Origin of the sequence: Pedobacter montanisoli, assembly GCF_022809115.1 — a bacterium.
Lineage (GTDB): Bacteria > Bacteroidota > Bacteroidia > Sphingobacteriales > Sphingobacteriaceae > Pedobacter > Pedobacter montanisoli.
This window is the reverse complement of the sequence record NZ_JALGBH010000002.1, coordinates 1,322,116-1,339,585: the sequence shown is the minus strand read 5'-3', so window position 1 is coordinate 1,339,585 and position 17,470 is coordinate 1,322,116. Positions and strand designations below refer to the sequence as shown.

Annotated in this window: 17 protein-coding genes and 1 tRNA gene; 11 read left to right on the top strand and 7 right to left on the bottom strand. The window is 37.3% G+C overall.

Features of this window, described 5'->3' with window-relative positions:
- Positions 1-7 precede the first annotated feature (7 nt).
- From MMF97_RS13690 to MMF97_RS13675, 4 genes are read left to right on the top strand one after another with little or no spacing between them, the layout of a single operon-like run.
- Positions 8-1,069 carry a sensor histidine kinase gene (locus tag MMF97_RS13690; protein WP_243363068.1) on the top strand — a complete coding sequence of 354 codons (1,062 nt, stop codon included), beginning with the start codon at positions 8-10 and terminating at the stop codon, positions 1,067-1,069.
- Positions 1,047-1,790, top strand: coding sequence for a LytR/AlgR family response regulator transcription factor (locus MMF97_RS13685; RefSeq protein ID WP_243363066.1), 744 nt, complete (start codon positions 1,047-1,049; stop codon positions 1,788-1,790). The genes MMF97_RS13690 and MMF97_RS13685 overlap by 23 nt, the downstream gene beginning before the upstream one ends.
- Positions 1,791-1,846: 56 nt before the next feature.
- A complete protein-coding gene (locus MMF97_RS13680; protein WP_243363065.1) occupies positions 1,847-3,028 on the top strand; it encodes a DmpA family aminopeptidase in 1,182 nt (393 codons plus the stop codon).
- Between the two features lie 36 nt (positions 3,029-3,064).
- Positions 3,065-3,808, top strand: coding sequence for an aspartate/glutamate racemase family protein (locus MMF97_RS13675; RefSeq protein WP_243363064.1), 744 nt, complete (start codon positions 3,065-3,067; stop codon positions 3,806-3,808).
- Positions 3,809-4,131: 323 nt separating this feature from the next.
- Here MMF97_RS13675 and MMF97_RS13670 read toward each other — a convergent pair whose 3' ends face one another.
- Positions 4,132-6,564 (bottom strand): AsmA family protein, encoded by a 2,433-nt coding sequence (locus tag MMF97_RS13670; RefSeq protein ID WP_243363063.1) that lies wholly within the window; start codon positions 6,562-6,564, stop codon positions 4,132-4,134.
- A gap of 81 nt (positions 6,565-6,645) precedes the next feature.
- Positions 6,646-7,131: an ABC transporter ATPase gene (locus MMF97_RS13665; protein ID WP_243363062.1), complete on the bottom strand. Its 486-nt coding sequence runs from the start codon at positions 7,129-7,131 to the stop codon at positions 6,646-6,648.
- A gap of 51 nt (positions 7,132-7,182) precedes the next feature.
- Between MMF97_RS13665 and MMF97_RS13660 the strand changes: the two genes are divergently transcribed.
- Positions 7,183-7,671, top strand: coding sequence for a hypothetical protein (locus tag MMF97_RS13660; protein WP_243363061.1), 489 nt, complete (start codon positions 7,183-7,185; stop codon positions 7,669-7,671).
- A gap of 57 nt (positions 7,672-7,728) precedes the next feature.
- On the opposite strand, the gene MMF97_RS13655 is transcribed toward MMF97_RS13660, so the two are convergent.
- Positions 7,729-8,517: a (Fe-S)-binding protein gene (locus MMF97_RS13655; protein ID WP_243363060.1), complete on the bottom strand. Its 789-nt coding sequence runs from the start codon at positions 8,515-8,517 to the stop codon at positions 7,729-7,731.
- A 57-nt stretch (positions 8,518-8,574) separates the two neighbouring features.
- Positions 8,575-9,870: a 4Fe-4S dicluster domain-containing protein gene (locus tag MMF97_RS13650; protein WP_243363059.1), complete on the bottom strand. Its 1,296-nt coding sequence runs from the start codon at positions 9,868-9,870 to the stop codon at positions 8,575-8,577.
- 235 nt (positions 9,871-10,105) lie between these two features.
- Here MMF97_RS13650 and MMF97_RS13645 point away from each other — a divergent pair.
- The 5 genes from MMF97_RS13645 to MMF97_RS13625 all read left to right on the top strand — a co-directional run bounded on the left by MMF97_RS13645 (position 10,106) and on the right by MMF97_RS13625 (position 12,553).
- A tRNA-Phe gene (locus MMF97_RS13645) sits at positions 10,106-10,178 on the top strand.
- 135 nt (positions 10,179-10,313) lie between these two features.
- Positions 10,314-11,102 (top strand): aminoglycoside 6-adenylyltransferase, encoded by a 789-nt coding sequence (locus tag MMF97_RS13640; protein WP_243363057.1) that lies wholly within the window; start codon positions 10,314-10,316, stop codon positions 11,100-11,102.
- A gap of 153 nt (positions 11,103-11,255) precedes the next feature.
- Positions 11,256-11,456, top strand: coding sequence for a hypothetical protein (locus MMF97_RS13635; RefSeq protein WP_243363055.1), 201 nt, complete (start codon positions 11,256-11,258; stop codon positions 11,454-11,456).
- 26 nt (positions 11,457-11,482) lie between these two features.
- Positions 11,483-12,046 (top strand): YeeE/YedE family protein, encoded by a 564-nt coding sequence (locus tag MMF97_RS13630; protein ID WP_243363053.1) that lies wholly within the window; start codon positions 11,483-11,485, stop codon positions 12,044-12,046.
- A gap of 9 nt (positions 12,047-12,055) precedes the next feature.
- On the top strand, positions 12,056-12,553 hold the full coding sequence (locus MMF97_RS13625; protein WP_243363052.1) for a DUF6691 family protein: 498 nt from the start codon (positions 12,056-12,058) through the stop codon (positions 12,551-12,553).
- Between the two features lie 56 nt (positions 12,554-12,609).
- Here MMF97_RS13625 and MMF97_RS13620 read toward each other — a convergent pair whose 3' ends face one another.
- The 3 genes from MMF97_RS13620 to MMF97_RS13610 form a co-directional block, all read right to left on the bottom strand.
- Positions 12,610-13,887: an adenylosuccinate synthase gene (locus MMF97_RS13620; RefSeq protein ID WP_243363050.1), complete on the bottom strand. Its 1,278-nt coding sequence runs from the start codon at positions 13,885-13,887 to the stop codon at positions 12,610-12,612.
- Positions 13,888-13,919: 32 nt separating this feature from the next.
- Positions 13,920-14,408: a Fur family transcriptional regulator gene (locus MMF97_RS13615; RefSeq protein WP_243363049.1), complete on the bottom strand. Its 489-nt coding sequence runs from the start codon at positions 14,406-14,408 to the stop codon at positions 13,920-13,922.
- 108 nt (positions 14,409-14,516) lie between these two features.
- Positions 14,517-16,727, bottom strand: coding sequence for a RelA/SpoT family protein (locus MMF97_RS13610; protein ID WP_243363047.1), 2,211 nt, complete (start codon positions 16,725-16,727; stop codon positions 14,517-14,519).
- Between the two features lie 112 nt (positions 16,728-16,839).
- Here MMF97_RS13610 and MMF97_RS13605 point away from each other — a divergent pair, with 112 nt between their 5' ends.
- Positions 16,840-17,457, top strand: coding sequence for a DUF4294 domain-containing protein (locus tag MMF97_RS13605; protein ID WP_243363044.1), 618 nt, complete (start codon positions 16,840-16,842; stop codon positions 17,455-17,457).
- Positions 17,458-17,470 lie beyond the last annotated feature (13 nt).

Below are 17,470 nucleotides of genomic sequence, written 5' to 3'. Positions count from 1 at the left end.
GCCAGTTGTGACAGTTACTCCACTATCCATAAAAAATGTAAAAGTAATAGCCAACCTCTTTTTGGCAGGATGGATTGCGGCCTGCGCTTTTGTGATACATCTGGTTTATGGTTTTGATTGGACCATTTCTATTGCAGACAGCGCAGTTAGCAATCTCCTTTTTGCCTTAGCCTGTGTGGTTATCAGCAATATATTGGCTTATTATCAGGCTAAAGACGAAAAGTTATTGTTTGTAGTACTGCTTACAGGCGCTTTGGCTTCGATCATCGCTTTTTTGTCTAAATATGCACTGGTCTATCTTTTTGCCAAGCATCCTTATTACATCAACTTTATTAATCTTACGCTCATTTTTAGAGGAATGCTGGCTTTTGTAATGCTGTTATGGTGTGCACTGGCTAATATATTGTGGTATAGGTTAGAAGAGCAGAATGAGGCGCAACAGCGTTTACTGGCAACCCAAAATCTGGCAAAAGAAGCCGAACTGAATAAATTGAGACATCAGTTGCAACCCCATTTTTTGTTTAATAGCTTAAACTCGGTATATGCATTAACCATTGTAAATCCTAAAGAAGCAGGTACCATGATCACTAAACTGGCTGCTTTTTTAAGAGGTACCTTAAAGCGCGATGATGAGATTTGGGTAAGTGTAAGTGATGAAATGGACTACATAGGGCTTTACCTTGATATAGAAAAAGTGCGCTTTAGCCACCGCTTAAATATAGATATACAGGTAGAAGAAGATACTGCAGATCTTAAACTACCGGGAACATTATTGCAGCCAATTGTAGAAAATGCCATTAAGTTTGGCTTGTATAACACTTCGGCCGCAGTAACTATTGCCATAAAAGTATTTGTAGAAAGCCATAATCTTAATATTATTGTATCAAATCCTTTTGATCCTGAAATGCAACTCGTAGAAGGCACAGGTTTTGGATTATCAGCCATCAAAAGAAGATTATATTTGCTGTTTGCCGATAGTAATTTATTGCAAACTCAAACCTTAAACGATAACTTGTTCATTACCCAGCTAAAAATACCACAGTCTTATGATCAGAACCCTATTAATTGATGATGAAGCATTGGCGAGAGATGTGATCAAGCATTATCTGCAGGCACATACAGAAATAGAAGTTGTGGCCGAATGCTGTGATGGTTTTGAGGGACTAAAAGCAATTGCCCAACATAAGCCAGATTTGATTTTTTTAGATGTGCAGATGCCAAAGATCAATGGCTTTGAAATGCTGGAACTCATTGATGAGCACCCTGCAATTATATTTACCACCGCATTTGATGAATATGCCATTAAAGCATTTGAAGTTAATGCCATAGATTATCTTTTAAAACCTATTGAGCAGCAGAGGTTTGATCAGGCTTTACAAAAGTTAAGCGCTAAGTTAGCATCTAAACCATTGGATAAAACAACCGAAGAACTGATCGAGAATGTAGCCTTATCGCCTGCGCAACAAAACAGGGTAGTGGTAAAGAGTGCCGGAGTGATCAAGATCATACCGGTAGAACAGATCAATTACTTTGAGGCAGATGATGATTATGTAAAAATCAACACTACAGAAGGCAATTTCCAAAAGAACAAAACCATGAGCTTTTTTGAAAAAACGCTCAGTGCTAATCAGTTCATCCGCATACACAGATCATATATAGTTAACCTTGCTCAGGTAACCAAAATAGAACTGAAAGAGAAAGACAATTATATTGTGCTTTTAAAATCGGGTATATGGCTGCCGGTAAGCAAAACAGGATATGCAAAACTAAAAGAAGCATTAGGCTTATAATCTCAAATAGTTTCATAGATTTGGCTAAATAACCTAACGTTTAAGCTGAACTAAAAATGAAACTACATTTCCGGAATATCGTATGTATAACTGCGGCCTTAGGGTTTACTATAACGGCTAATGCGCAAGAAAAAAGAGGCCGTGCAAGAGATTTTGGCGTATATACAGGAATTCTTAAAACCGGAACAAACAATGCCATAACTGATGTTGCCGGCGTAACCGTAGGACAAAAAACGGTTATAAAAGGCGATTCGGTAAGAACCGGAGTTACAGCAATTATCCCACATCAGGGTAATGTTTTTCAGGATAAAGTGCCTGCTGCAGTTTATGTAGGCAATGGTTTCGGCAAATCAATGGGCTTATCGCAAATTAAAGAATTAGGCAATATTGAAACACCTATTGTACTTACCAATACTTTAAATGCGCCTCTTGTAGCCAATGCAGTATTAGATTATGTACTCGCTTTACCGGGAAATGAAAATGTGAAATCGGTAAATGCCATGGTAGGCGAAACCAATGATGGCGGACTAAACGATATTAGAGGTAGGCATGTAAAGGCAGAAGATGTACTTGAAGCGTTGAAATCAGCTAAATCGGGTACTGTAAAAGAAGGAAATGTAGGTGCCGGAACAGGAACAGAAGCTTTGGGGTTTAAAGGTGGTATTGGCACAGCTTCAAGAGTATTACCTGTTTCAAAAGGCGGATACACCGTTGGCGTGCTGGTTCAATCTAATTTTGGCGGTGTTTTATCCATTAATGGTGCGCCTGTAGGCAGGGAGTTGAATAATTTCTACATGATGGATAAAACCAAAATCTACAAAGCCGATGGCTCATGTATGATCATTATCGCTACCGATGCACCACTTTCAGATCGTAATCTGGAGCGTTTGGCTAAACGTTCTTATATTGCTTTTGGCAATGTAGGCGCTTTTTCGTCTAACGGAAGCGGAGATTATGCAGTAGCATTTTCAACTTATCCAAAAAATCGCATCCCTTATAATGCTTCATCTATGGTAAGAACTATAGATGATCTGAACAATGATGATATGTCGCCTTTGTTTATGGCTGTTTGGGAAGCTACGGAAGAAGCCTTGCTGAATTCGCTGTTTATGGCAGAAGATATGAAAGGAAAAGGTGGACGTACGGTTAAAGCGTTGCCTATAAAAGAAACATTAAACATCTTAAAGAAGTATAATGCCTTAAATCAAAACAAATTACCATTGGCAATTGAAAAATAAATCTATCTTTAGGGTACATTAATAAACAGCAAGATTATGATAGGTATAGTGGGAGGAGTAGGGCCATTAGCAGGTTTAGATGTATTTAAAAAAATAATAGAAGAAACAGAGGTAGAAACAGATCAGGATCATTTACCGGTCTTGCTGATGTCATACCCGCATAAAATAGTTGACCGAACCGAATATATAATAGGTAAGGTAAACACAAATCCTGGTTTTGCATTGGCAGATATTATAAGAAGTTTAGCAGCTAATGGTGCTAAAGTTGCGGCTATACCTTGTAATACTGCACATGCTCAACCAATTTTCTCCGTCATAGAAAGTGAACTTGAAAAAAGCGGTACCGCTATCAAATTGTTGCATTTGGTAAAGGAAACTGCGAAATATATCGGTGAAACTTCTCCCCAGGCTAAAGTAGCCGTTCTCTCTACAACAGGAACTCATAATACAGGTTTGTATAAGAACAATCTTGAAGAAAATCGTTTGGAAGTTGTGGAGCTTTCTGATATTTGGCAGGAGCGTGTACATGAGGCTATTTATAGCAGATCATATGGTTTAAAGGCATTTTCTTCTCCCGTAAAACATAAAGCAGTAGAAGAACTTACACTGGCTATGGATGAGCTGATCAAAAAAGGAGCAACACATTTTGTTTTGGGATGTACGGAACTGCCTTTAGCTTTAACACAAAGTCATTATAAGGGTTTGCCTTTAATTGATCCTAACCGTATCATCGCTCGCTCTTTGATCAATGCGGTTTCTCCTGAAAAATTAAAGCAATAATTATTCTGTGTCATGCTGAACTCGTTTCAACATTTTTAGGGATTTAAAGATTCCGAAATAAATTCGGAATGACGTTAAAGTGACTTAAAACCAAATAGTTATGTTGTCTTTGTTGCATTGAGCTTCCCGAATTTAATTCGGAACAAGTTGTCGAAATGTCCTTAAGTTGATGAACAATCCCGGTCTTTTTCAGTTTTGAATAAAGAACTCACCACATACCGCTTTTGTCAGCTTCTTATAAAAATAGATTCTGAAACGAGTTCAGGATGACGCTAAATTGTAATTATGAATCTTATATTCGTCATGTCGAATTAGTTAAGCATCTAATCATGGTCTTTATTCCATTTAATCTTTAGCTTACCTCCTTCATCTACAGCTTTAAGGTGCAGTACTATACCTTTCATACGAGCTAATTGCCTTTCTTCTTCATCAACAATTCCTGCGCTTTTCTTAGGGTCGCGTAAAGGAACATCCAAGGCAATATTGGTTCCGGTGGTAAAGCCATAAATACCTTTCACATTAAAATTGAGTGCAGTAGAATTAACCTGCATGGGGCTGATGTTAACCTTGTCGCCATTTAAAGTAAGTAAACCATTTAGTTTATCTAATTCTACATTGGCTAAATTCCTGCTCCTGAAAATGAATTTCCCGATTTTCTCCAAAGGCTCAAAACCTACCAATGCTGCTTTGTTCAATGTGAATTTTACCGTCCCAAACATAGACCGCGATACGATGGCACCTTTATCAGTAATATTACCGCTTGCATTTACATTGGCCGATAAGAAACCTTTCAGGTTTTTACTGGTAACGGAGCTCTGTCCAAAATTGTCGAACGCATAGAAAAACTCCTTTACATTCACATTATTAATATTACTGCTAAACTGGTAACGGTTTATGGCACCCGATTGCGTGAGCTTACCCTTAAGTGAAAGATTACCTCCGGCATGACTTACATTGATCTTGTTAAAATAGACCCCATTGCCCAATAAAGCAATATCTGCACTGAGATTATTGGCCGTAAACTTATTGTATATGGCACGGTTCACCTTTAACTGTATATTGATTTTAGCAGCTTCTAAAACGGCATCTAACTGGTCTGATACCTGTTTTATGGTATTTTCTTTGACAGTTTTCTTTTTTACGGTTCCTTTTCTTGGCCCTAAGAAGGGAATAAATTCAGCTATGTACAGCTGCGGACTTGTCATTTTAAGGGTAGCCTGTATTTTATTAGGATCGGTATAATAGAAATTGAGAAAATTACCAATATTGCAATCTACAGCAACAACGCTTTTACCCAATTGTATGCGATTGCTTTTGATGTTCAGGTCTTTCTGATTAAATTTTAAAATAAGGTTGCTGTTAACCAAACGCATTTGTCGTGGCAGATAAGTAATATCGGCATTGCTGATATTTACATCGCCCCATATTACAGGTTTGGTAAACAGAAAATGATCAATATCGGCTTTGCAAAATAACCTGATATCTGCAGTGCCATTTTTAAACAGAAAAGTTTCACCACCTATCGAACTGTTTAAATTAGTTAAGGGGAAGGAAGACTTAACCAATCCTGTAGCAATAGGTCTTGAGAAATTGGTAACCGTTAAAGTATCTACACTGACGGGCGCATTGTAATAATCGGCTTTAAGATTGTAAAATCTGATAATGGAGTTTTCATCTCCTATTTCTTTGTTTAAAGTATCTTTATTGGTAAAAGTACCTGTAAAATTACAGGCATTTAGCTCGCCCGATGGAATGGTAATCTTGTTATCCTTTACAATCATTTTAACATGAACCAAAGGATCGGGACTTTTAGAACCATCATCTACAATGCTTCCCGTTATGTTTATAGGCTTTTCTATACCAAATTTGAGCAGTTTTGAAGAAATGTTAGGCGCTAACAAGAGCGAAACATTTTTATATAGGATGTCATCGGTTTTGATATCTATCTTAAAACCCGATTTTCCGTGTGCAGTTTGTATCTGAGCACCTATATAGAAGATATCATTTCCTATTTTAAGCTTGTTCTGGTCTATGGTAATTTGCTTACTGTTATCGTTAAAATGAGCGATAATGGTTCCTTGAATCTGTTTGTCTTTTAAAAAGCTTCCTTTGTTTATGTTAAAGGCAAAACTGTTGATATAGGTCTTTACTTTGATATCGCCATCCCAGCCATTTAGGCCATATTTGATTTTTCCGTTAAGGGCATCAATTTTAAAGTTGAACAACTTAAAACGCTTACGGTTATCGATGATCAGGTTAACATCTTTAAAATCTATCCTGCCTATTTTTAGGTTATCCTTATTTGTATCGGCTTCCGGATTTTCAACTTTATTTTTTTTGCTTTTAAAGGCGCTGGTGTTGCTGTAGCCAGTACTATCAGTATAAATGTAAATATTAGCATTATTTAAAACTGCCTTGCGAATATTGACAGTACCAGCAAGAAGAGAGAAGATATTTAAAGAAATTTCAATCTTCTTTGCATTTACAAGATCATGATGATGGTTTTTCCACAGGCTGTCGCGAATAAGAACTTGATTTAAAGACACTGAAACATTAGGAAATCCTTTCAACAAGTTAGGAGCCATGCTGCCAATCGTAACCTGTCCGCTAACTTTTTCGTTAACCTGCGTAAGGATCTGTGAGAGAATTTTCTGGTTGTTTTGTTTGATGTAATAGGCGGCCCCAAACCAGATCAATGCCAATACAATACATAAACCTAGTAATACTTTTAAAATAATGCGTAACCATTTAGACATAGGCCCTTTTAGTTAAACATAACAAAAAAAAGTAACAGTTGTTTGTGAGGTTAAAAGCTTAAAATTATTCCGACTTGGAACTTAACTGTTTAAAAACTCTGCAAATATATTTTTATGCCAGCTTTGGTGTAGCGGAACTTCCCACTTGGTATTGAATTCATCCAGATCCTGTACTAAATTGTTGAAAACAATAGTATCGGCATCTATTTTTTTAATACTGATCAGGGTTTCAAAATCTTCTTTAGGAACCACATGTACTTCTTCATCAATCTTGTAAGCCATATTAAAGCGGTTGAACAGATCTACATGATACTGATTTTCAATTTCTTTGATCACACGCACAGAAGCATCAATAGAACAACCTGTTGATGAAGCCTGATCCTGATCTACGACTAAAATAATGAAAAAACCATACCTGATCTCAGCCTTGGCTTTAAGCTGATGCCCGTGAGCTTTCCATTGTGCCGTGAACTCATCCAGCTTTTGCTGAATTTCGGTTTGTTCGGTTTCTGTGAACCTGCGGTTGCTTTGGTATATCCAAATTTTAGATTGTGGAGAAAAAATCATACTTCAAATTTATTAAAATATTTAATTTAGGTTGGGTAAAATGCTGCGCTCATGAAAAAGTTTACATTTAATTTAAAAATAACGGTTTTAAGCTGTATTGCCATGTTTTTTGTGCTGTCTTCGGGTTTTATACAGGGAGAAGACAGTCGTACCTATATACAAAATGTACTAAACCGACATTACGATACTGAAGGCCAGAACGTGTCTTTAAAGCGTTATGAGATCAATATTACTAACAATGGTTTTTGTCGTTACAGAAAGGTTTATACCAATGGTAAAGAAGAGTATTTTGCTATGAACTTAAGTCGTTTTAAGGATATTGATTTTTACGGAAGCGGACAAAAAGGCGTTTTATATTTGCGTACAAATAGTGATGATGTGATTGTACAAACCCGTAATGATAAGGCCGGAGCAATAGATACAATGGGAACTTATATGACCATTCCTTTAAAAGATATTGATGTAGATGAGCTGAATACTTTAGCAGAGCATTTCAGAAACTGGAATCGCGAGCTAATTGCTTCGGCTAAAAAAGAATAAAATAAAAAGCCCCTTTTAATCTCCATCGGGTTAAAAGGGGCGATAAATAGCTATAATTTACAGGCCGTTTGCGCGGGCAGTAATTTCGGCAATATCCAATACCTTTACTTCCTGTTCTTTTTCTTTAAGTTTAACGCCATCGCTTAGCATGGTCATGCAAAATGGGCACCCTGCTGCAATAACCTGTGGCTCCATGGCCAAAGCTTCTTCAATACGCTCTATGTTAACGTCTTTATTGCCTTTTTCGGGTTCTTTAAACATTTGTGCTCCACCGGCACCACAACAAAGACCATTGGCTTTGCAACGTTTCATTTCTACCAGTTGAGCATCTAATACCTCAAGCGCTTTACGAGGTGCTTCATATACTTCATTGGCACGACCTAAATAACAAGGGTCGTGAAAAGTGATTTTCTTGCCTTTAAAGCTTTCGCCACCTTCGGCACGTAATTTACCCTGATTGATCAGCTCCTGTATCAGCTGGCTGTGGTGTATAACTTCATAATTGCCACCCAAACCAGGGTATTCATTTTTGATGGTATTGAAACAATGCGGACAACCGGTTACTATTTTTTTAATGTTGTAGCCATTTAAAACCTCAATATTGGTCATGGCCTGCATCTGAAACAGGAATTCGTTACCTGCCCGTTTGGCCGGATCTCCTGTACAACTTTCTTCTGTGCCTAAAACAGCATATTTAATGCCTACATGATGTAAAATTTTGCAGATATCGCGTGTAATACGTTGTGCCCGTTCATCATAACTTCCGGCGCAGCCCACCCAGAATAAAATCTCAGGTTCTTCGCCGTTGGCCATCATTTCGGCCATTGTAGGTACTTTAAACTCCATATTCAGTATTTATTTTAGCATGAGGAATGGTGTTCCTGCTCGTATTCGTATTAATTTCTAATTATTTTCTGCCCAGTTGAACCTGTCGGCCGGAGAATATTTCCACGGTGCGCCATTGTTTTCTACATTGCCAAACATGGCATTGATACTGGCAGGGGCTACAGATTCTTCCATAACCGCATAACGGCGTAATTCAACGATAATAGCCAAAGGATCTATATTTACCGGACAGGCTTCTGTACAGGCATTGCAACTGGTACAGGCCCAAATTTCTTCACGGGTAATGTAATTATCCAATAGGGATTTGCCATCATCATAATCTTTGCCGTGCTTATCTATGTTTTTGCCCACTTCTTCTAATCTGTCGCGGGTATCCATCATGATCTTACGTGGAGATAAGAGCTTGCCAGTAATATTGGCCGGACAGCTTGCCGTACATCTTCCACACTCTGTGCAGGTGTAGGCATTCATTAAATTTACCCAGTTCAGATCTTGCACATCTTTAGCACCAAATTTACCCGGAGCAACATCGGTAGGAGTATAAGACGGATCTAACATTGTCTTAACCTCATTGGTAACACTGGCCATATTGGTAAATTCACCTTTAGGCTCCAGATTGGAAAAATAAGTGTTAGGGAAAGCAAAGATGATATGAAAATGCTTACTGTATGGCAGATAGTTAAGGAAGGCAAAAATGCCCACAATATGGAACCACCAGCAGAAACGTTCAATTGCTATTAAAGTTGAAGTATTGTCGGGTAATAAATTTTGCAGATGTACACTTACCGGGAAAGCTCCTGCCTGTATATAATGTCCAACCTGTAAAGACTGTAATTTGGCATCGGCAGCATTCATGGTTAAAAAGGCCGTCATCAATAAGATTTCGGTAATCAGGATGTAGTTGGCATCAGATTTAGGCCAGGTTTTCATTTCTACACCGCTAAAACGTTTTAATTTTAAAATGTTTCTTCTGATCAAGAAAATGGCACAAGCTAACCAAACTCCTAAAGCCAGCAATTCAAAAGCGGCAATCAGGAAATTATAAAAACCACCCAAACCAGCAAATACGCGGTGCGTGCCAAATATACCATCTATAAAAATCTCTAATACTTCAATGTTGATGATTACAAAACCCACATACACCAATAAGTGAAGAACAAAAGGCACCGGACGTGCAGCCATTTTGGTTTGCCCAAAAGCAACCTTTAACATGGTAGCCAAACGTTTTTGCGGTTGATCTGAACGATTGGCAGGTTTACCTAACTTAATGTTTCTAATTACTTTTTTTGCATTAAGACCAAACAGGATAATACCTGCAATAGCGATAAGGGTAAAAATAATCTGTGCAGCCATAGGGTTAAATCGTGTAATAGGGTAGCTAAGTTAAACTTTTTACTGAAAAATTATATTATTATGCTTGCATAATTTTTGTATTTAGAAGGTTTATAAACTATTTGGAAAAAGGATTTAAAAATTAATTGTCTGATTTATAGCTTTAAAGCTTGTGTTGGTGGTTTTTTATGAAAAAATAAGTACAAATAATTTTGTCTTTCAAAAAAAGTATCTACATTTGCATTCCCCAACGGGAGGTGCCTTAGCTCAGTAGGTAGAGCAAAGGACTGAAAATCCTTGTGTCCCTGGTTCGATCCCTGGAGGCACCACTTCCCAAAAGCCTTGCAGAAATGCAGGGCTTTTTTGTTTTCAATCTAAATCGGATTGAACGATGTATTCTCATTTTTAGGCTTTGTTTTATATCTTGCGTATAAAGTTGAGGTATCTCCAAATAAATCAATAACATGACCATACAAGAACAATTTGCACACCAAGTGGTAGAAGTAATAAAAGATGATAAAAACGTTGTTGGTTTAGCGGTTGCAGGTTCATGGTTAACAAATGAAATAGATGAATTTTCTGATCTTGACCTTATTTTGGTAACGGAAGAGAAAATAAGCGGTGACAAATCTAAAATGCTGGATTATGCCAAAAGTTTTGGGCATTTCCTTTCGGGTTTTACAGGTGAACATGTAGGAGAACCGCGGGTACTGATCTGTCTTTATGAAAATCCGCTTTTGCATGTTGATATCAAATTTGTAACTCCTGAAGAGTTTGGACAGAGAATTGAAACACCTGTTATCCTGCTGGATAAAGAAGAAAGACTTCAAAGTATTTTAGCGCAAACAGAAGCAAAATTTCCTTATCCGGATTACCAATGGATTGAAGACCGTTTTTGGATCTGGGTACATTATGCCTTGCTTAAAATTGGGCGTGGTGAATACATAGAAGCTTTTGATTTCTTTGGTTTTCTTCGAATGCTTGTATTTGGTCCCTTGCTGCATATTAAGAACAACAATTTACCAAGGGGTGTACGTAAGGTAGAAACACAACTATCCTTAAAGGATTTTGAACAACTACAGGCTACATTACCAACTTATTCTAAAGCTGCTTTGTTGGATAGTTTGCAACACTCGGTAAAATTGTATCGTCAGTTAAGAGAAGAGCTTTTTTCTTCTGCAATAACATTACAGTTAGAAACTGAGCAAAGAGTTATGGCTTATTTTCAGGAAATTAAACGTGGCACGGAATAAGTGCTATTTTTTTGTTCTATATTCATCTAAATCATGGAAAGCCTGAAGCCAGTTAAAATTCTTGTAATTGGTCTTATGTAATTAAAGTGACCGTATTTGCTATAAAGTATCGCAACTTTGTAGAGATTAAATTTCGAGTTAAATTTAAAGCGCATGAAAAATTATCTGGCAAATTGGAATATGATAAGGTTAATACGTCTTGCCATGGGGATCATCATTACCGTAAATGGCGCATTAACGCATGAATGGATGATTTTGATATTAGGTGGATTGTTTACGTTAATGGCAATTTTAAATATCAATACCTGCGCAACAGGAAGCTGTACTGTTCCCAGAACCAAACGCAGGATTTAACTCATTAAATCAAAAAATAAGATCAGATGTTAGAATTTCTAAAACAACCCTGGCCATGGTATATATCAGGGCCTTTAATAGGACTTACCGTTCCTGTTTTATTAATTATCGGTAATAAATCATTTGGCATAAGCTCATCATTAAGGCATATATGTGCATCGTGTATCCCTTCAAACATTCCGTTTTTCAAATATGATTGGAAAAAAGAAGTATGGAACTTGTTTTTTGTAGCAGGTATATTTTTAGGTGGATTGATAGCCGCACATTATTTATCTAATCCCGAACCTGTTAAAGTTAATCCGAAATTGGTAAATGAGCTGGCGGCTTACGGCGTTACCCATTATGATAATCTGGTACCGCAGGATTTAATGAACTGGCAGAGCCTTTTTACGCTAAAAGGCTTTATACTAATGGTAGTAGGCGGATTTCTGGTAGGATTTGGTACCCGTTATGCTGGAGGCTGTACCAGTGGACATGCCATAATGGGCCTGTCTAATTTACAATGGCCTTCTTTAATTGCTACCATCTGCTTTATGATTGGTGGCTTTATCATGGCCAATTTATTTTTACCTCTTATTCTTTCACTTTAACTGTATAACATGCAAAATAGAGAAACAAATACCGATTTTGAAGTACGCTCTTTAGATACTGGTTGTATTAATGAGAGTAAACTACAACATCAATGGTATCACAATATCAAATACCTGATAGTAGGTTTGTTATTTGGGATCGTGTTTGTAAAAGCAGAAGTAATTAGCTGGTTTCGCATTCAGGAAATGTTCAGGTTACAATCTTTTCACATGTATGGTATCATTGGAAGTGCAATATTGGTGGGCATGTTATCCGTATTCCTGATTAAGAAATTTAATATTAAAACCATTTATGGTGAACCAATTATTTTATCACCCAAAAAATTTAATAAAGGACAAATTTATGGAGGCTTGATCTTTGGCTTTGGCTGGGCGCTAACAGGAGCCTGTCCGGGCCCTTTGTTTGCTCAGATTGGAACCGGAGCAACGGTAATCATTGTAACCTTGCTAAGTGCTGTTGCCGGTACGTGGGTATATGGCTGGCTCAGAGAAAAGTTGCCGCATTAATTTAGTTGTGCCTGCCTGTAAAATAAAAAAGCCTCGAAATTTCGAGGCTTTTTTATTTATGATAACTGTAATGTTTGTGTTCTGTCTGGTCCAACAGATAAGAACTTAACAGGTACTTCTAATTCTTTTTCTAAAAATGCAATATAATCGTTAAGCGCTGCTGGTATCTGATCTACCTTGTTGATCTGGGTAAGATCGGTTTTCCAACCTTTAATGGCTTTAAATACCGGTTTAGGTTGTACAGAAATGATATCATAAGGCATATAATCTATTGTTTCACCTTCGTATTCATAATGTGTGCAGGCATAAATGGTATCAAAACCATCTAATACGTCTGCTTTCATCATGATCAGTTCAGTAACACCATTTAGCATGATGGCGTATTTTAAAGCAGGTAAATCTATCCATCCGCAACGACGGGCTCTGCCTGTAGTAGCACCAAACTCATGACCTACTTTGCGTAAAGTTTCTCCGGTTTCGTCAAATAATTCGGTAGGGAAAGGACCGCCACCTACACGGGTACAATAAGCTTTAAAAATACCGTAAACCTGACCAATTTTATTTGGAGCAATACCTAAACCAGTACATGCACCTGCAGTAGTGGTATTAGAAGAGGTTACAAATGGATAAGAACCAAAATCAACATCTAATAAAGTTCCCTGTGCACCTTCGGCAAGTACTTTTTTACCTTCTTTTAAATAAGAGTTTACAAAATGCTCGCTATCTACGTGAGGTATAGTTTTGATGAATTCTATGGCTTCAAAGAATTTCTCTTCTTTTTCGGTCAGATCGTATTCAAATTCGTAATGAGACAGAATTTCTTTGTGTTTCTGAACCAACTTATCATATCTGGCTTTAAAATCAGCTAAAGTGGTATCACCAACACGTAAACCGTTACGTCCGGTTTTATCCATGTAAGTAGGGCCGATACCTTTTAAAGTAGAGCCAATTTTACCAGCACCCATTTTCTGTTCGTTAGCAGCATCTAATAACTGGTGCGTAGGTAATATTAAATGCGCTTTACGGGCCAATACCAGTTTGCCTTCGCCAACAGGATCATGACCAGCAGCCTTTAAATTATCTAATTCTCTTTTTAAGATAATAGGGTCTATCACTACACCGTTTCCAATGAGATTCATGGTTTTTTCATTGAAAATACCCGATGGAATGGTGTTAAGAACAAATTTTTTACCATCAAACTCCAATGTATGACCAGCATTTGGTCCGCCCTGAAAGCGAGCTATTAAATCATACTGCGGACTTAAAACATCCACGATCTTACCTTTACCTTCGTCGCCCCATTGCAGGCCCAGTAGTACATCTACTTGCGTCATTACTAAAAACTAAAAGAACTTTATGTTAAAAATTATTTTGATTCTTGTTTGTGCTGAGCATTTTTAACTGCTGCTGCTGCGCTACAGTCAAAACATACTCCATATAAATTGAGAGAGTGGTGTTTAATATCAAATTTCAATAAATCGCCCACCATGCTTTGTATCTGATGAATACGAGGATCGCAAAACTCTACTACCTTACCGCAATCGATACAGATTACATGATCATGTTGGTGATAACCGTACGATTTTTCAAACTGTGCCATGTTCTTGCCAAACTGGTGTTTGGTAACCAGATCACATGATACCAATAACTCTAAGGTATTGTAAACCGTAGCTCTGCTTACTCTGTATTTCTGATTTTTCATATGGATATACAAAGTCTCCACATCAAAATGATCATCACGTGAGTAAATTTCTTCTAATATGGCAAAGCGCTCAGGGGTTTTTCTTAGATTTTTATTTTCGAGATAGGCTTCAAATATCTTTCTAACCAACTCGCTTGTATTCTGTTCAGACATAGTTTTAAACTCCTTTCAAAGTTATTAAAATAGTTTGATTGTTTAAACTTTTAAGGCTTAATGTTAGTTATTTATGTAATGTTAACATCATTTATTGCGTTTGTCAGATTAGGTATCAAAACGGGTTACACCGGTAACGCCTTTAACTTCCAAAAGGTTTCTGATCAACTGGTCTAAATGCTCCTTATCATTTACGAAAACCTTGATCGAGCCTTCAAAAATGCCATCGTTAGTATCAACGGTAATAGAACGGATATTAACTCTAAAATCGTTTGAGATGACCTTGGTAATATTGTTGATCAAACCTACATCATCTATACCTACAATACGTAAACCGGTTAAGAAAGTGATTTCCTGTTGGGTGTTCCATTTTGCTTTGATAATACGGTAACCATAATTGGCCATTAACTGGGCAGCATTAGGGCAATTGGTACGGTGAATTTTGATGCCTTCATTTACGGTAACAAAGCCAAAAACGTCATCGCCAGGAATAGGGTTACAACAATTAGCCAGCGTATAATCGATTTTTTGAAGATCTTCACCAATCAGCAATACATCAGACTCAGGACCTTTAACTTTCTTTAAAAGTGTACTAACCTTTTCTTCATCATTAGTCTTTTCGTTACCACGATTTTCAATTTCTTTTTCAGAAGCTACATACTCTTTAAGATCTTTCAGTTCGATCTTACCTTTGGCAACCTCAATAAAAAGATCCTGGGTAGAAGACAGTTTAAAGAAATAGCTGAGTTTATTCAGGTTATCGGTATTGTAAGTTATTTTGAGTGATTTGAGCTTACGTTCCAGTATTTCTTTACCTTCTTCAGCAACTCTTCTTTTCTCTTCTTTTAAGGAAGATTTAATTTTTGATTTGGCTTTTGCTGTAACCACAATATTAAGCCAGTCTTCTTTAGGAGATTGCTTATTGGAAGTAATGATCTCAACCTGATCTCCGTTTTGCAGTTTGTGCGATAGAGGTACCAGTTTATGATTTACTTTAGCACCTATACACCTAGCGCCTACATCGGTATGTATTTCAAAAGCAAAATCCAAAGCTGTGGCACCTAATGGCAATTGAAGTAAGGCACCTTTAGGCGTAAAAATGAAGATCTCATCAGAGAACAGGTTCATTTTAAAATCGTCAAGAAAGTCTAAAGCGTTAGATTCTGGATTGCTCAATAACTCTCTTACTTTTTGTATCCACTGGTCTAAGCCATTATCATTGCTTGATTCTTTGTATTTCCAGTGGGCAGCAAAACCTTTTTCTGCAATTTCATTCATCCGCTGCGTTCTGATCTGCACTTCAACCCATTGTCCTTTAGGTCCCATTACAGTGGTATGTAATGATTCGTAACCATTTCCCTTGGGAGATGATACCCAGTCACGTAACCTGTCGGGATTTGGCCGATACAAGTCGGTAACAATAGAATAGGCTTTCCAGCAATCGGCTTTTTCTCTTTCAGGCGGACTGTCTAAGATAATCCTGATGGCAAAAAGATCATAAACCTCCTCAAAAGGGATGCTTTTTTTCTTCATCTTATTCCATATAGAATGAATGGATTTAGGCCTTCCATATACATTAGCCACTAAGCCTTGTTCTGCCAATATTTCGTTAATGGGTTCTATAAAAGATTTGATAAATGCATTTCGCTCAGCCTTTTTCTCGTTTAACTGGGTAGCGATGAACTTATAGGTATCAGGCTCAAGATATTTCATGGAAAGATCCTCAAGCTCAGATTTAATGGCATATAAGCCCAATCGGTGTGCTAAAGGCGCATACAGGTAAATAGTTTCAGATGCTATTTTCAATTGCTTTTGCCTCGGCATAAAATCCATGGTTCGCATATTATGCAGCCTGTCGGCAAGCTTAATGAGGATAACCCTTACATCATCGGCAAGGGTTAACAGCATTTTCCTGAAATTTTCGGCTTGTAAAGAGCTGTTGGTATCAAAAACGCCTGATATTTTGGTTAGGCCGTCAATAATTTTAGCACATTTCTTACCAAATTCTCTTTCAATATCTTCAAGCGTTATATCTGTATCTTCAACTACATCATGTAAAAGAGCACATACAATAGAAGTGGTACCCAGGCCAATTTCTTCGGCAGCAATCTGGGCAACAGCAATGGGATGATAAATATAAGGCTCACCAGATTTGCGGCGCATGTCTTTATGGCTTTCGAGCGCCATTTCAAAGGCCTTCCTGATTTCTTTTTTATCACCTTTTTGCAAGGTAGGCTTACAGGCTCTTAACAAAGCTCTGTATCGCTTTAATATTTCTTTCTTCTCGGCTTCGAGATCTATAACCAACGTGTTTTTCATTTGTGTTCTGCAGGTAAAATTATATAGTTTTTTGTTTTTAAAAGACTATATTAGATTAGAAGTTAAAACGAATATATAAAATTAGCTTTAACTTTGTACAGCCATACAATATATGAAATATTATCGTTTTTTTGCTCTGATGAGTGTCATGTTTATAGCACAGCAGGCTTTTGCACAGGAAGCAGAGCAGAAAGCTATCTGGCCTGTATTGGGTAAGAACGATACGATAAGAGTGGCAGCTACCAATGACAATGGTTATATGATTCCATGGATAGCTTTGCAGGAGGTAATCATAACCGGTACACGGATATGGAAATCTCCGCAAGAACAGGCTGCTTATAATCGGTTAAGATATAATGTATTAAAGGTAATGCCTTATGCCTTATACGCCAAAAAAAGATATGAGCAACTGGAACGTGATCTGGCTATAACGGTTGACAAAAAAGAGCAGCGAAAGCTGGTCAAAGCCTGTGATGATGAGATCAAAAAGATGTTTAATACTGAAATCAAGGAATTAACCATTACACAGGGACAGATATTAACCAAATTAATTGATAGGGAAGTAGGCGCTACAACATATGATATTGTTAAGCAAACAAAAGGTAAGTTCGCTGCGTTTTCATATCAATTAATTGCAAGGGTTGTGGGGCATAATTTAAAAGCTACATACAATCCGCAAGAAGATAGAGATATAGAATCTATCATTAGAAGTTCAGGATATTACCAGTAAGCATACCATAATA

Coding starts and splice junctions, on each gene's coding strand:
- MMF97_RS13610 (WP_243363047.1), bottom strand. CDS start 16,727: ATGAAAAACACGTTGGTTATAGATCTCGAAGCCGAGAAGAAAGAAATA.
- MMF97_RS13605 (WP_243363044.1), top strand. CDS start 16,840: ATGAAATATTATCGTTTTTTTGCTCTGATGAGTGTCATGTTTATAGCA.
- MMF97_RS13625 (WP_243363052.1), top strand. CDS start 12,056: ATGCAAAATAGAGAAACAAATACCGATTTTGAAGTACGCTCTTTAGAT.
- MMF97_RS13665 (WP_243363062.1), bottom strand. CDS start 7,131: ATGATTTTTTCTCCACAATCTAAAATTTGGATATACCAAAGCAACCGC.
- MMF97_RS13670 (WP_243363063.1), bottom strand. CDS start 6,564: ATGTCTAAATGGTTACGCATTATTTTAAAAGTATTACTAGGTTTATGT.
- MMF97_RS13620 (WP_243363050.1), bottom strand. CDS start 13,887: ATGACGCAAGTAGATGTACTACTGGGCCTGCAATGGGGCGACGAAGGT.
- MMF97_RS13685 (WP_243363066.1), top strand. CDS start 1,047: ATGATCAGAACCCTATTAATTGATGATGAAGCATTGGCGAGAGATGTG.
- MMF97_RS13635 (WP_243363055.1), top strand. CDS start 11,256: ATGAAAAATTATCTGGCAAATTGGAATATGATAAGGTTAATACGTCTT.
- MMF97_RS13680 (WP_243363065.1), top strand. CDS start 1,847: ATGAAACTACATTTCCGGAATATCGTATGTATAACTGCGGCCTTAGGG.
- MMF97_RS13675 (WP_243363064.1), top strand. CDS start 3,065: ATGATAGGTATAGTGGGAGGAGTAGGGCCATTAGCAGGTTTAGATGTA.
- MMF97_RS13660 (WP_243363061.1), top strand. CDS start 7,183: ATGAAAAAGTTTACATTTAATTTAAAAATAACGGTTTTAAGCTGTATT.
- MMF97_RS13650 (WP_243363059.1), bottom strand. CDS start 9,870: ATGGCTGCACAGATTATTTTTACCCTTATCGCTATTGCAGGTATTATC.
- MMF97_RS13640 (WP_243363057.1), top strand. CDS start 10,314: ATGACCATACAAGAACAATTTGCACACCAAGTGGTAGAAGTAATAAAA.
- MMF97_RS13615 (WP_243363049.1), bottom strand. CDS start 14,408: ATGTCTGAACAGAATACAAGCGAGTTGGTTAGAAAGATATTTGAAGCC.
- MMF97_RS13655 (WP_243363060.1), bottom strand. CDS start 8,517: ATGGAGTTTAAAGTACCTACAATGGCCGAAATGATGGCCAACGGCGAA.
- MMF97_RS13630 (WP_243363053.1), top strand. CDS start 11,483: ATGTTAGAATTTCTAAAACAACCCTGGCCATGGTATATATCAGGGCCT.